General features: G+C 40.3%; 8 protein-coding genes. 1 reads left to right on the forward strand and 7 read right to left on the reverse strand.

Going from position 1 to position 16,228, the window contains the following annotated elements; all coding sequences use genetic code 11:
- Positions 1-12: 12 nt before the first annotated feature.
- Positions 13-1,959, reverse strand: a complete 1,947-nt coding sequence (locus OQX63_RS01840; protein ID WP_265849190.1) for a RagB/SusD family nutrient uptake outer membrane protein — start codon at positions 1,957-1,959, stop codon at positions 13-15.
- 17 nt (positions 1,960-1,976) lie between these two features.
- The gene (locus tag OQX63_RS01845; RefSeq protein WP_265849191.1) at positions 1,977-5,216 is read right to left on the reverse strand and encodes a SusC/RagA family TonB-linked outer membrane protein; all 3,240 of its coding nucleotides are present in this window, start codon (positions 5,214-5,216) and stop codon (positions 1,977-1,979) included.
- 965 nt (positions 5,217-6,181) lie between these two features.
- Between OQX63_RS01845 and OQX63_RS01850 the strand changes: the two genes are divergently transcribed.
- Positions 6,182-7,399 (forward strand): thioredoxin fold domain-containing protein, encoded by a 1,218-nt coding sequence (locus tag OQX63_RS01850; RefSeq protein ID WP_265849192.1) that lies wholly within the window; start codon positions 6,182-6,184, stop codon positions 7,397-7,399.
- A 613-nt stretch (positions 7,400-8,012) separates the two neighbouring features.
- Here the strand turns inward: OQX63_RS01850 and OQX63_RS01855 are convergent.
- The 5 genes from OQX63_RS01855 to OQX63_RS01875 are packed head-to-tail and all read right to left on the reverse strand — an operon-like array spanning position 8,013 to position 16,106.
- On the reverse strand, positions 8,013-9,188 hold the full coding sequence (locus OQX63_RS01855; protein ID WP_265849193.1) for a TlpA disulfide reductase family protein: 1,176 nt from the start codon (positions 9,186-9,188) through the stop codon (positions 8,013-8,015).
- Positions 9,189-9,220: 32 nt separating this feature from the next.
- A complete protein-coding gene (locus OQX63_RS01860; protein ID WP_265849194.1) occupies positions 9,221-10,669 on the reverse strand; it encodes a PKD-like family lipoprotein in 1,449 nt (482 codons plus the stop codon).
- A gap of 11 nt (positions 10,670-10,680) precedes the next feature.
- Positions 10,681-11,415: a DUF4843 domain-containing protein gene (locus OQX63_RS01865; RefSeq protein WP_265849195.1), complete on the reverse strand. Its 735-nt coding sequence runs from the start codon at positions 11,413-11,415 to the stop codon at positions 10,681-10,683.
- A gap of 13 nt (positions 11,416-11,428) precedes the next feature.
- The gene (locus OQX63_RS01870) at positions 11,429-12,859 is read right to left on the reverse strand and encodes a RagB/SusD family nutrient uptake outer membrane protein (protein WP_265849196.1); all 1,431 of its coding nucleotides are present in this window, start codon (positions 12,857-12,859) and stop codon (positions 11,429-11,431) included.
- Between the two features lie 25 nt (positions 12,860-12,884).
- Entirely contained in the window at positions 12,885-16,106 is a 3,222-nt protein-coding gene (locus OQX63_RS01875) for a SusC/RagA family TonB-linked outer membrane protein (protein WP_265849197.1), read from the reverse strand.
- Between the last annotated feature and the right edge of the window lie 122 nt (positions 16,107-16,228).

Here is a 16,228-nt window from a genome sequence, read left to right on the forward strand (position 1 = left end):
TTAAAATAAATGCTACCATCCAGGGTTCTCTACAAGTTTTGGGTTCTTTCTGATTTCATTGTCTCCAACCGGCCAAAAATAATCCCTGGGTGCTATAAATGTTTGGCTGAAAATAGTTCGTTCGATATTATAACTCTCAGTTGTTTTACCCAAAATACTTAGTCCCGTGATATCCTTGTTGAGCTCCTCGCCAGATAGTTTCCATCTGCGGAGATCCCAGAATCGTTGACCTTCGAATGCCAGTTCGATCAGGCGTTCTCTACGGATAATTTCCCGAAGGCCAGCCTGGCTGGTATACTTAGATGGACTCTTGGAATAATTTGTCCATGATTCTACGACACCTTTTAATCCTGCCCTGGTTCTTACGCGGTCTACATAGCCGATTGCAGTAACAGAACCGGGTTCCACTTCGTTTAAAGCTTCAGCGTACATCAGATAGAGATCAGCCAGTCTTATTTCCGGCCAGGGATAGCTCTTCCAGCTTGGGGCATTGTTGGTATTCGTGGTTGACTCCCAATGAACAAGTTTTTTAATAAAATAACCCGTCTCATTCCAATTGGTAAAATGACCAAATCCAGATCGCTCTGCATTTTTTGACTGGACATATACTGAGTTTACGTCACTACCTGTGCTGGTCGCATCTTTCATATACCATTTACTTCCATCGAAGCCCAGATCAGCATAAAACCTTGGCTCACGGTCATAATTAAGTCTTGCTGTTGCAAATCCAGGTTCAATTGTAAAACGTTCTGAGGCAGTTGCTACCCTGGTTTGCATATAATTACCAAAATCCAGTGTTTTATCTTCATCAATGGGTACACCGTTTTTGCTGTAGAACATTTTCGCAATTTTCAACGGAGCTCCCCAAACACCTTGTAACTGGAACCTATCCACGTTTGCGATGCCTGCCATTGGTGGCATACAAAGGGCCTCATTCACAAAATAACTGTTTGAAAGTGCCCAAACGTGTTCATTACTCCATCTGGTGGTTACCGAATTGCGGATGTTCAATTGAGTTTTTGTTTCTGCACTTAAGCCATATGAATCATTGGTATAAGTGTAAAGGGCACTGCCATTTATCTCCGCAGATTCGATTGCTGCTTTGGCTGCATCCCTTGCCTTTTCCCATTTTTTAAGATCGAACACCGGATTGAAAAATGTTGTATTTTCTTTATCCCTAAAGCCTGCATAGTCAGAATTCCCATTAAATAGCGGACTTGCCGCCATCAAAAGGAGTTTTGCCTTAACAGCAAGCGCAATTGGTTTGGTTATTCTACCCAGCTCTTTATTCTCGTCAGAAATCCGTTGTGGTAGCTTTTCAGTCGCTGCATCCAACAGTGACGAGAGATAATTTACAGTCTCATCTATTGGGGCGCGTTTATAATAAAGCCCTTCCGGATCTGAGGATTCGGGTGCATTTACATCAATGAGCGGTATAGGGCCATACATCCTCATCAGGTAATAGTGGTAATAGGCTTTCAAAAACTCTACTTCTCCGATCCATCTTTCCCGTTCAGCTATTCCCAGATCTGGCGCTTTTGTTGGGTCTTTGATATTTTGAAGAAAGATGTTGCAATGGCGTATGGCCCTGAACATCATGAGGTAGTTAAATCTTCCGTCGCCTCCTTTTAAGTCACCACCCCATTCATTAAATAAGGGCCTGCTTCTATTCTGTTCCCCCTGGGCAATCTGAAAGGCTGGATGCCAATGCGCCTTATCTGTTTGGGGCAACCAGATTTCATCACCCGACATCATTCCGGCATTGTACCAGCCATCCCCATTTTTGGGTAAGTAAGAATAACAGGTAAAGAGGTATTTTTCGGCTTCAATACGAAGTTTGAATGCATTTTCGATCACGGCAACGTTGTCAGGAACTATGTCCAGATACTTTTTGCAGGATGTTATGCTACAAAAGACTGTGAAAACGACAGCTAATGCAATTAATTTTTTCTTATTCATTTCCGTTAGATATTATATTATAAACTCACCTGTAAGCCTAGGTTGTAAAGCGATTGGAGTGGATAGTTCATTCCATTGCCACGCATTTCTGCATCCCACAATTTGAACTTACTCAACATGAAAAGATTGGTTGCCGATAAATAAAAGCGGATATTTCTCACATTCAGTTTTTTAATCTCTGAGGTGTATCCAAATTCCACATTCTTTAACCTAAGGAAATTGCCATTCCTCATCCACCAGGTTGATGTTACATTATTGCTCGGCACCCTCCAGGTGCTTAATCTTGGCCAAAAGGCATAAAGATTAGGATTTGTCTCTGTCCAATAATTGTCGGCAACTGCCTTCAGCAAACCTGTCTGATAACCACCACTTTGATAAAATGGCTGAACTTGTTCCGAGTTTATGAAAAAAGAAAAGCGGGCAGATCCCTGGAAATAAAAACTAAAATCAAATTTCTTATACCTAAAGCTTGATCCGAAACCATAAGTAATTTCTGGTTCTGTAGGATAACCAAGCGCAACCTGATCATCTGTGTTGATAACCCCATCGTTATTTATATCCCTATATTTAATATCACCTGCCCTGAGACCACGATCGCCAAACTGAACGGGTGAATTGGCAACTTCTTCATCATCTACAAACAACCGTTCAGCAATATACCCATAGGCTTGATTAAATGCTGCTCCTTTTCTAGATAGATATGATAGTGATGCGGGGTAAGGAAGTTCATCAATCTTACCTATCTTAGTTGTAGCATAAGTAAAAGTACCCCTGGCATTGATCGAAAAATCACGCGAAATATTTGCCCGATAGCTTCCAGACATATCTACACCTTTGGATGTACCTTCTCCGAAATTAGAAAAAGTTGTTGCCATTAGGCCTGCTGCATTATCGATATTTGCTGCAGGTTGCAAAATGTTAGTTCTTTTTTGTTTGTAAACATCCACAACTACATCAACTCCTTTTCCTACTGTCAGATCCATCCCGATATTTAACTGTGTTGACCTCTCCCATGAAATATCAGCATTTGCATATCTGGATATGGAAACCCCAGGACGGCTATATAATGAAGCTCCGTCATTTCTGCCAAAAGAGGCGCCATAACTATTGTCGTTTAAACTTACCCGCGACATGTAAAAGAAACGGTCATTTACGTTTCCAATGGCATCATTGCCTGCAACACCATAGGTAGCCCTGAATTTAAGACTGGAGATTACACCTCTCAGTGGTTCGAAAAACTTTTCATTCGAAATTCTGTAGCCAACACCTACAGAGGGAAAGAAGCCCCATCGGTTACGCGTATCAAAACGCTCAGAGCCATTGTAACCGAAGTTAAATTCTGCAAGATATCTATCATCATACCCATAAGAGAACCTTCCTGAAATACCTGCATTTCTCGAAGGTAAAGACTGGATCAGCTCATCAACATTGGCGTTTTCATAATTTGAAAGATAAGAAACAAGCATCCCTCCAACCGCATGTTTATTCTTGAAAGTCCTGTTATAATTAACCGAACCTTCCAGCCACATCCTGGAGTCAATATCTTTTGCATCCCTGCTAAAATTTAGTACTTCTGTTCCAACGGTACCTATCGAATTTTGTCCACCATCGTTTAATGCGGTTAAATTATAGGATTGATCCTGGGCATTAATCACTGCAGAATAAAAAAATGGATTGTAATTTCTATTTATCCTGTAAAAGGCGGTCCTCCGCAAATATCCCATTGCCCGTGCACTTAAGCCCGTTGTTAAAGCAGCCAGGTCCTGTTTTAATTCCAGCTGGGGCTGTAGGTTCGAGGTCTTATAAACCTGATACCCTTTTACCATCTCTGCATAAGGATTGGTGTACAAGGTAGAACTTAAACTCAAGTCGGTATTGCGTGTCTGGGCAGAACCAAAAAGCGGATGCTCAATGAAGGGCAATTTACCTGATGGATACACAGCAGGGAACATAACCGGATTTGCGTTTAACGCATTTCTAAAAGTTTGCTCACCGCCAGAGATACGCCTTGAACCATCAAATCCGCCGATCGGCCCCTGATAGTCATCAAACTGGCCATACATACGGATAACTAATACGGTTGATTTGGTGAGGTCAAAATCTATATTAGTCCTGATTGAATAGTTGTTCAGGCGAATATTATTATTAAAATTATTAATCGGGTTCACTCTTAAATTACCGTTATCCTGGTTTAAGGTACCTGCAATGTAGTACCTGGCACGGTTAGATCCCCCTCCTATATTCAGGTTGTAACCCTGGTTAACGGTTTGCTTTTTGATGAGCTGTTCTAACCAATTATTATTAGGGTACAGGTATGGATCTTCACCAGCTGCAGTACTGTTGATTTTATTTTGGGAATAGGGTTCAATTCCATTTGGAGTGCGTGTTATGGAAGCTTCATTCGCCATTCTCATGTAGGTGATATTGTCTGCAAACTCATAATCCCTGGTATTCCTTGATGTTCTATTCTCTACCCTGAAATTAAACTGGGGCTTTCCGTTCATTCCCATTTTGGTATTAATCAGGACCACCCCATTTGCGCCCCTTGCACCGTAAACTGAAGAGGCCGCAGCGTCTTTCAGTACAGAAAAATCAGAGATATCATCTGGTTGCAGGCGCGCCATATCGGTTGCCGAAGATTCCACTCCATCAATTAAGATGAGCGGATCTCTTTTACCTGAGCCAAACGTAGATAAACCCCTGATATAGAAGGTAGAGTTATCGGTGCCCATTCCTGGCTCGCCACTATTTTGGAAAGCAATCACTCCCGCAATACGCCCGGCAAGAGCATTAGTCAGGTTTGATGAAGGGGTTTTTAAATCCTTCACGTTTACCGTTGTGATCGAACTAACCATACTCGCTTTTTTCTGGGTATTACCAAATCCCGTTACTGCAACTTCCTGTAACTCTGTGGTAGCACTTTCAAGTTTAATATCCAAAGTGATCACATTGCCTGCATCGACCGACTTTGAAGCAAGTGAAATTTGCCTTGGCTTGTATCCTACACACGTTATGGAGAGCAGTGCCGACTTTGAAGCCCTGATTTCGAATCGGCCAAAATTGTCTGTAGCGACTCCTTGACTGGTAGCCCCTACAATTTTGATCACGGCGCCGGGGAGTCCGCTTGTCGTGTCCCTAACAATACCCTTTACCGTGATTGAATTCTGGGCCATGGCATTAACACTCAAAAAGGTGAGAAAAAGCATGACATATTTTGCCAATCTCACACTGTTAACACCGGATTTAATTTTCTTCATTTTTTGCTGTCTGTTCATCACGGGTGATATCATTATTTTGAAAGACCCGGTCAATAAATCAGGCAGATTACGAATTTTTGGGCTTAACCCTTGTTTGTTACTCATAAATTATTTGGTTATTAGTTTTTAAATGGTTTTAAATAGGCATAACATACCCCATTCCTTTTCAAGATTAATTTTAAACGTCAAAACAACGTTTATTATAATAAGCAAAGAAATATGGCATAAGACGAAGTCTTAACCCATTTCTGTTTAAACATATCCCTTATCTGAAAATGATAGTGCTGACTTTTAAATAGGTGCTTGCCTATAGAGGATTCGACTTTTGTTCATTTAGTTATATTTGGTTATTGGTTATTTATACTTTTTATCACTTAAAAAGATAATACGCATTTAATAAACGTCTAAAAAACGTTTATTAAATGTAAACACTATCGCGATACAATATTGCCCGTATTTTAACACAAAATTACCATATTTTAACACATACCTACTATCTTTTAGCTAATTTATTTGATAATCACTTTAGGATGCTTAGGACTTCTACAGGTTATGGCATTTTAAATCTGTGACGGCATTGGGCAAAGAGGAGCGCTGACCGTATATAACCAGAAGCTGGCTGCTAATACAGTATGATGGATCGACAGATCAAATGGAAAGATAGATTGAAAAAATGAAGAGAAGAAATCTGGGTTCAGTCTTTACGATTCCATCAAAACGGTTTAACTTACCCTTTGTCATTTCCAATCATATTCTCCCGGCTCATTTTCCAGGATTTTTTTAGTGACTGATACCTGGGATTGAAATATTTAAAGAAGCTATTCATGATGATCCATTTGAACGGTACTAGACCGATATTATGAGATTCGGATAAACTAACCAATTCCTGTAAAAATTTGTTTTTTATAACACATCACTTTTAGTTAAAATCACGATCTTTATTAACTCAAATAAAACAAACAGATATGAAAAAATTATTTTTAATATTCCTGCTACTGCCTTTTATTGGTAGCGCACAGGTTAAAGGTACCCATTTTGAACATGGACTTTCCTGGCGACAGGTGAAAGAAAAAGCAAAAAAAGAGAACAAATTCCTTTTGGTCGACTGCTTTACCACCTGGTGCGGTCCTTGCAAATATATGGCCAGTACCATTTTCCCGCAGGAGAAGGTGGGTGAATTCTTTAACAAAAACTTTGTAAATGTTAAGGTACAGTTCGACCAAACCAAAAATGACAGTGAAGAAGTTAAAAGCTGGTATGCCGATGCCAAGGCTATGAGCAAAGAGTTTAAGATAAATGCCTATCCTACCTTTCTGATCTTCTCTCCACAGGGAGCGCTTGTACACCGTATTGTGGGCGGCGGTGAGGCAGATGAATTTATCGCCAGAGCGCAGATGGCCCTCAACCCGGAAACCCAGTATTATACGCTGCTGAAAAAAAGCGAGTCAGGAAATCCTACTCCTCAAACCCTGAAACAATTGGCCGTTAGTGCCGAAGCCGCATATGATGAGGAAAACTCCGAAAAATTTGCCAACGCTTATCTTGATACACAAAAAGATCTCTATACCAAAGAAAACCTGGAGTTTATCAGCAGATACACCAGAAGCACTAAAAGCAAGGGATTTGAACTGATGCTAAAAGATCCTGAAAAAATAGATGCGATATTAGGAAAGGGAAAATCGAATAAAATCTTAAGCAATATTATTCTGGAGGAAAACATCTATCCCGCGCTTAGAAAACCCAATGTAAATATAGATTCACTGGTTGCTGCCGTACAGGCGAAATACCCGAAAGTGGACATTAACGAACCCACAGACCTGATCAAGATCCAGGTTTTTCAGAGCGAAAAAAAATGGGACAAATTTCAGCCTGCAGTATTAAGCTATATGAAAAAATATGGCACCGAAGTACGTGCTGATATGCTGAATTCTTTTGCATGGACTGTTTTTGAAAATTGCAAAGACACCAACTGCATCACCGAGGCGCTAAGCTGGAGTAAACGCAGTGTGGATGAGACCCAAAGCAAGGAACCCTCCTATTTGGACACTTATGCCAATCTATTGTATAAACTGGGTAAGAAGGACCAGGCGATCGCCATGCAGCAAAAAGCAGTGGATCTGGTTGCAGCTGAAAATAAAGCGCAGTACCAGGTTACGCTTGATAAAATGAAAAAAGGGGAATAACCTTTAAGATTAAGAAAAAGGGGATGCAGCTTTTGGAGCCGCATCCCCTTTTTTTGAGAATGCCCTGATATAAAACATCATCAGAGAGGTTGTCCTGTAAGCTAATCGCCTATGTCAATCGCAAAAAGATATCACGTTGAGGGATAATTTATTGTATAAAAATCAATATATGTTTGAAAGATGTTCTGCCGATATTTTTAACTCAAAGTCGTCACCCTGAATTTATTTCAGGGTCTTAATAGCAGGAAAGATGCTGACCACGAAGTAGCTATTAGGCCTTTAAAACAATAAAAACTGCTAATAAAATAAATTCAGCATGACGATCGCGGTTAGAAAAAGGAGGTTAAAACTAATCAAAATGCATAAATACTAATCGAATTTAGGTTATTAGAAATCTATCAATGCTCACGTGCGTAGTAAAGGGCATTTATTTACGATTTATTAATCTTAGGAAAGGCCCAAAAATCAAATAAGCGCCATGTTTTCAACTCAACTATTTTCATAGCCTACTATTATGGCTCCCGGTGACTTTTCAAAGCAAACCCTCATATGCATTTCGGCATATAAGGGTTTACTTTAATAATTATTTATCCATTCCTGGGATAATTACATTTTATCTGGACATCTCTATCATGGTTGAAAGTTGCCTCACAGCCACCTCATTTGGCCAAAGCAAGCCCAGTTCCTTAAAGCGTATTTTACCATTGCCATCAATAATAAACTTTGCAGGAATTCCGGAAACACCAAATGAGGTTACTGCAGGATTCTTTTTTGTAACGGGATCTTTAGTATCCATATACAAAGGCAAATCCAGGTTATGGGTTAACAAATAGTTTACAGCATCAGTTTTGGGGTCCGGAACGGTTTCCCAGGTGTGTATAAACAAAAACTTTACTGTCGGGTCATTTTTATATTTATTAACCATCATTTGCATCGCCGGAAGCGACTTCTTACAAGGTCCGCACCAGGTTGCCCAAAAATCAAGAATAATGGTCTTTCCTTTAAAGTCTGACAAGGATACTTCCTTGCCATTTATATCTTTTACCTTAAACTCTGGTGCCTGCTCCGACATCATTTTGGCTGCTATTTCCGCTTTATATTTGTCATCAAACTGCTTGGTTAAGGCATGGAGGTAAGCATTTGCATCTTTCCCTGGATGCACCCTTACATAAGCATTTTTTAGTTCTGTCTTGACATCATCATTGGCCAGGCCTGATAAAACTGCTTTCTCCAATTCAGGAAGCGCTTCCTGATACCTGCCGCTTTTGCTCATCAAATAATAATACTGTGCAGTTAATCCTGCACTTTTTTTGCTAGCCTGCTCATAGCATTCTTTTATAGCAGCGAAAGCCTTTTCATGTTCGCCCAGCTTATCTGCTACCTGACTATATAATTGCAATAAATACAACCGCTCTTCCTTTGCGTTGGTTGAGTTGTTTAATTCTTGCTTAACCAAGGTTTCAGCGGCTTTCAAATCATAAGCCATTAAACCGGTAGTAACATTTTCAACATACATAATTCTTGCAGTTTCCTGGATCTGGTTGAAATAATATAAAGCCTTCGTAGAATTTTTTGCTATTACAAAATTATCTACCAATATAGCTCTGTATTTGTCAAAACTCTCATTTGGATGCGCTTTAACCAAACGGTTCAGAATGGCTTCTTTTTTTGAAAGATCAATGAAAATCTTCAAGGAATCAAGACTAGCTTTATAAGCGGGTTCCGCCTGCTGACTATATACCGATAAACCGGTAAACAGGAGCGCAATAAACATTGTTATTTTTCTCATTTTTGATTAGATATTACAAATCTTTTTCCAAGTTACATCGACAGATTTTGTCTGGCAGCGGCAATTTGCATAATTTCCCCAAAGCCGGTAAATTTCTTAGTGTACGTACCGTTGTTAAATTCTCCCTGGGCATTGATGTCGAAATAATAAACCTCGCCCGCTGAACCATTATTCACACCAATCACCAGTTGTTTGCTGGTACTTCGTTTCATTTCGATATCTTTAATTACATACCCAGTCGGGAAAGTGTAGATAAGCCTTGCCGATTTAGCAAGTATGTCGTATAAATACACGTTATTGCCGGCGGTATAATAAAGTTGTTTTAAGATGGAAGAGGTTGCAAAGTTAGTGGCACTACCAATTTCCGGACTACTATCCATTTTTTGATTAATCCCAGGATGGGTACTGTTCCCATCCCCTGTTAAAGATAGTAAGTAGCGTCCATCGTTACCTTCCATAATATAATACCATTCAATTCCCTCTTGTGATAAGGTTGTTACGCCCCGGTCATAAGCGATCATTTTTTTACCTACGTTTGCCATATCAAACGAGTTTGTTGTTAAAGGTGTTGCAGGTGCACGATCCAGAATCCTAGATAAATACGGCATCTGCATAAAACTCATTGTGTTGTTGTCGTAGAAATAAGTCATACTATAATCGGCGGGGAATATGCCGGGGAATAAATTATAGTTACCGGGAATGCGCTGAGTAAAGGGTTTTACATTGTCTGAATTTGCTCCGGAAAGCCCAACATATAAATTGCCGTCTGCCACTATATACTGTTCAAATTGTAAATTATTTATCATGAATACTGGGGCAGTTTTGAACGGAAGTGGTGTAGCCAAACCCGGGAGTATTGAACTTTTGTCACCAAGATCCAGCCAGTCGTTCATGTTAAAACGATAAACATTTTGATCACTGAAGTAATAGAAGAAACCACCCTTCCCAAAATTATATAAGGCCAGTGCTTTACCTGGATAGGTTTTATTGTTTGCCACTTCCATAGGATTGTCAAAAATGACATCATCTGTCCGGATCAATGAAACTTTGCCTTTTCCATCTTTGTTATTGACAATATACCAACCATCAGGATAGATCCCAGTAACGACAACGGTATAACGCTTTAGCGTATAAATGCCATTTTTCTTGCTCGTCACTTTGTATACTACCTGATAAGTGCTGGGGCTTAATGTTACTTTGATACGTAGATTTTTTGTTTTAGCAATTGTTGTTGTATCTGTTGGTGTATCAAGTTTCCAGCTATAGGTAAATGAATCACTTTCGGGCATTGTTTGAGTCAATGTTGGTGTGATGATCAGCGAATCACGTTGAGCTACCGTAAAACTGGTTGTTGCATCTGTAATCTTAATGTCGTTGATTTGATCATATTTAAACGATTGGTTGTCTTTTTTGCAGGCCGAAAATGCCAGCATGATTAGAATAAAAACCGGGCTGAGCTTTAAAAAGTATTTTAAATGCATAATATTTTAAATTAAGGGAACGATATCTCTTGACCGTTCTCATCTAACAATGGACCATTTGCAGCCTCGTAAGCGGCCAGTGCATTCCTCAGGGTAACCGGATAGTTCAATAAACCGTCAGAACCAATATTCTCGTAAGAGAAATCTGTTATACCCAATATCTTCACCATGAACTTGTACTTTTCGGCGCTAAATTCCCCGAAATCTGCATCTAAAAGATCCCAATAAGCAGGCCTGATATACATACCGGATACATCGATCTTCAGATATCTAAAGTTTTCCTCTGTCTGAACAGTATTCGTCGCGGGCGTTTGGCCGAGCGTACCTAAAGTAAAATCCTTGGTTTCTGCCGGCTCTAAAACGATTCTATAAACATGGCTTGCCATTCCAACAGAGTTGATCAGTACAAGTGGATAGTTAAATATGTAGACACCAGGCGGAATGGTCACTTCTTTTAGCTCAAAATCAACGCCCGCAGTTGCAGTTGTTCCCTCAGCTGTTTTTAGCAATACGGTACGTGGCTGATCAGACAGCTTTCCGGTAAGCCTCAAAGGTATATACATGGTATCCCTTGTTTTTACGGTGCTTTGAAAGGCAAAAGAGTAACTTCTCGTTGCTGTTGTATGTAATTGTTGATAAGTGTAAGCAAAGAAGCTTACGCCATCTTTTCCCTGATAGGTTTCTACAGCTTCTTTTTTACAAGAAAAAAGCGTAAAGACCATCGTCACATATAATATATATTTCATAATACAAGTGTGATTAATTAGCATAGTTTGGATTAAATTGAAGTTCAGAAGGCGGAATTGGGAGTACGTACTGCTGAGGTGCCATGGCAGGACCAAATTGCATTCTAGAGGCTTTAATGCGCTTATAGTAAAAGAACAATTGTCCTTCTGCATAAAATTCCTTCTGATATTCTTTCGTAATCTCCGATTTAAGCGTCACTGCGGTGAGCGTATTAGGCAAAACTTTAATTCCCCTGTTCAGGCGCACCGTGTTTAAATATCCGACACCAATCTCAGGCGTAGATGCCGTTTCCGCCAGGATATAATACATTTCAGAAAGGCGTATACCTGGTACATACTGGTCGAGTAAATTATCGGTAATTGGGGTGGTAGAACTGGATGCCTGCCAGAATTTAGATGGGAACGGGACTCCTCCCTCCTGCTCAAGGCGAAACGCAAATCTGAAATCTGAACCGCCCCCATTGCTGGTTTCGTAAAGTGTATTAAAATTAGCGGCGCTACGTGTAAGCGTTTGGCTTGCAGCACCCCTAAACCGAAAATATTTTTGTACCGTGGGCAATATATCCCTAACCCTGATCATAAATACCTGCTCATTAAAATACAAGCGGTCACGTACTGTCAATCCCTGTGAAACAACGCCAGCTTGTGCCTGAGTTACAAAAGTATATTTTGCTGAGTTGACCACCACAGTTGCAGCAGCAGCAGCACCTGCATTATCGCCGCTATATAACATGATCCTTGCTTCCAGTGCTTTTACACTATAATAATTCAGCTTATTCCGCCTGGTCCGTAAATCGCTGGTCACAATTGGATCAACAGGTAACAGTAGACTTTCCGCTTCTTTGAGGTCGGCCAGGGCAAATTTTACCACATCTGCAGTTGTTGCTGGGGGATTTGCATTTTGGTTAACGTCTTTTTTATATGGGATGGCTTTTAGATTGGCACCCGCAGTATATTCAGGCCCAAACATCCGCAATAAATCAAAATGCAAAAATGCTCTTAAGGCTAACGACTCACCACGCAACAATGCATACGAATTATTAGATAGCACAGATCGGTTTGCTTCTGTATTTGCAATTATTTTATTAGCTGCGGCAATTGCACTATAACTGGCAGACCAGATGGAATCGGTATAGCTTACGACTTCCGTTGAAGCGTAGTTCAGGAGTTGTGTCTGTTGCAACTGAACTGACGATGCAGGATCAATTGTCGCATAATTTTGAGCAAGCGCGGAAACGAAGCCCATGGAAAGGTTATCCCCATAGAGTTTGCTATCGGCAAGCTGGCCATATACGCCTGATAAAGCCTGTTGAAAACCAACTTCTGAAGTAAACAGCTGTTCTTCAGATAGACTCGTTTTGGGTGTTACATCCAAAAATTTCTTACAACCGGAAAACATCGCAACTATTGCCAGGATTCCTATAATTAATGTTGTTCTTTTCATTGGGATATGAATATGTTTTTTGAATTTAAAATCTTGCACTTAAACCAAATGTATACTCTCTGGCAAAAGGATTATCTGTACCGCGTTCTATTTCAATGGAGCTAAAGGTAGCCAGGTTGTTCGTTGTGGCACTAACACTTAGGTTCTGCAAGCCTAACTTTTTTACAAATTCGGCTTTGAACTGATAACTCAAATTAATTGAGCTGAGCTGAATGTTATTATCGCGCTGAACAAAACGTGAAGTAAGCTTTGTGGGTGTCGGCGAGCCGGTAATTCTTCTGTACGGACTCACACTGCCAGGCCCGGTCCAACCCAGGTCATACGCTCTTCGGTCTACGTTGTTACGCGCATCAACGGACTCCACACGGTTTAATAACGTACTATTATACAAATCAGCACCATAATTATAATTGAAACTGAAATTTAAGGCAAAACCTGCGTACAGGAAGTTTGAATTAATGGCACCTGTCCACCTGGGGCGTGTATCGCCGACATAGGTTTTATCATTAACATCCCACACAAAGGTTGGGGTACCATCTGCTTTAAGGTAAACTTCCTGGCCGGTAACCGGATCAATGCCCAATGACCTTACTGCATAAATGGCCGTGGTCGACTGACCTTCAATAAACTGCACATTTTCGGTTGTCTGAGCAGAATTATTCGCATTCAATGCGGCGTTGAAGGCTTTAAGTTTATCAGAAACTTCTTTTAACACCGATTTATTAGTGGCTGCGTTCACAGAAACATTCCATTTTAAGCCTTTACGAGGGTTAGATAGGATGGTATAACCGAGGTCGAGTTGCAATCCCCTGTTCTGAATTTTACCCAAATTTTCTGTATACGAAGGGAAACCGGTACTAGATGCAAGCGAAACCGTAGTCAGCGCATTTTGAGTGACCTCATTATAAAATTCTGCATTAAAAGTCAAGCGGTTATCCAGAAATGCTGAAGCAATACCAATGTTTGACTTCAGTACCTGCTGCCAGCTTAAATTCGGGTTTCCAAGTGCACCAGGAAAAGCACCTACCTCACCAAAATAGCCAGTAGATGTACCCAGGTTGTACCTGAATTGTGCGGCGTAAGGATCTTGTACAGATGTACCGGTAGAACCGTAACTACCGCGAATCCTCAATAGATTAACTGTTCTGCTGTCCTTGAGGAATTGTTCATTATTGATGTTCCATCCTAAACCTGCAGACCAAAAATTACCAAATTTATTATTTTCACCATAAGCAGAAGAGCCATCTCTGGTATAGGTAAAATCGGTAAAATACCGGTTATCATAAGAGTAATTCGCACTTCCTGTATAAGAAAGATTGTTAATGGTACTTTCCGTTCCGGTAGGCCTGCTGTTTAAATACTGTGCAGCAAACAGGATATTGTCCAGACGATCGAAAGGGAAACCCTGCGTAGATACATTATATGAATTTAAGCTTGTACTGGCAAGCCTGAATCCCGCATATACGGTAACGCCATGCTTTCCAAAATTCTTGTTGTAGTTCACAGCACCTGTTCCGTCCATGGTAAAGGCATCACTATTGTCTTTCGAATAGGAACCTCGTGCACTTAAATCGGCAATACCATTGAAACGGCTATCTAAAGCGGAATAGAAATTATCTATCGTTCCATTCACTTTGGTGATGCCCAGTGCACCGGTGAACCACAGAGACTTACTATAGTCGTAACGAATAGTGGTGTTGTTTCTTAAATTAAAGTTCTTATTTCTGTTGTTGATAGTATTGTACTTAATATCCATTAATGGGTTTAAGACAACTGAACCTGCTACACCGAAGCCCAAATTGATGTTCTCCAGGTACTGGTTTATATTACCATTTTCATCGTAAGGTTTCCAGTATGGATTCAAAGCCAGGTACTGACTAAATTCTCCATAGGGCGAGTCATTAGAAATAACCTGAGTTGCAATCGTGTTGTTTTGGAAGGTTAAATTATTTGTTTTATAACTCAGCTGAAAACTTCCTGAATAATTTTTCCTATCCTGTTCTTTCATTACACCCTGTAGCAGATTTCCGCTGAAAGTAAGGTTGAAAGTCAAAGACTGGTCGCCCCCACGTAACGATAAGTTGGTTCTGTTATTGATTCCTGTTTGAACGGGAATAGATTTCCAATCTGTATTCACACCGCTCACCATTGCTTTATACCGTTCGGCATTAATGGCTTGCCCTCTATAACTGTTTAGAAAACCTACACGACGTTCGAAATCTAATTTTTCTTCCGAATTCAGCATATGATAAACAGAAAGATCAGGGGATGATAAAGTTAAGTTATTGGTTATGGAAACTTCTACTTTTCCTCTTGGCGGAAGGATTGTTGTAACAACCATTACGCCATTACCACCACGGGAACCATACATTGCAGTAGCAGAGGCATCTTTTAACAACGTTATAGATGCAATTTGATTCATATCCAAATCTACGATTGCCTGTAATGAAACCTGGAATCCATCAAGAATAAATAATGGTGTATTGGGATTACCAACAAGTTCTGATCCCAGGGTTGGGTAAGAAGTTTGTCCACGCATGGTAATTTCAGGTAACGCATTGATGTTACCTCCAATCTTGTTATTTGGAATAACTCTGAAAGATGGATCGAGGGCGGCAATGCCGGCAAATACATTTACCGGACTCACGGCCTTAAGTTCAGCTCCGGTTATGGTTTTGGCTGCTCCGGTATAGGTATTAACCTTCCGGTCGACCATTCCAGTAATCACCGTTTCATTTAGCGTCAACTGATCTTCCTGCATATAGATGTTATAATTCGAATTGGGCGAGATGGGTACATTAACGGTCTTGTAACCAATAAATCTGAACTCCAGAGATGTTGCACCTGCCGGGATGCTGATGGTAAATTTTCCATTTTTATCTGTCTGCACTGCAGACTTTGTTCCCTTGATGGACACTGTAACCCCCGGAATTGGCTTATGTTCTCTGGCATCGCCAACAAAACCAGTAATGACTTCCTGGCTAGCCTTTACACCTGCTTTAATAACCACTGTCTGGTTGCGTATGGTAAAATCCAGATTTTGCGCTGCAAAAATCTGGTTAAGCACAGCGGGCAATTCAGCATCTTTTACATTGATGGTTACGGGTACTGAATTTTCCAATATGTTGTCTGCATAGAAAAAGTTATAACCAGTCTGTTGGTTAAGTTCTTTGAAAATGGATCGAAGTGAAGCGTTTGACTTGGTTAAAGTCACTTTTTGAGCGAGGCTTGATGCACTTACCTGCATAAGGCATGCTATTATTATTACAATAGTTAGGCGCATGGTTAACAATAATTTGAGGTACAGCCGATTAGGTATACCAAATTTCCTTGATTTTTGATACATTAGTAGTTGGTTTGGTTAAACAG

The sequence above is a fragment of the Pedobacter sp. PF22-3 genome (genome assembly GCF_026239555.1).
Lineage (GTDB): Bacteria > Bacteroidota > Bacteroidia > Sphingobacteriales > Sphingobacteriaceae > Pedobacter.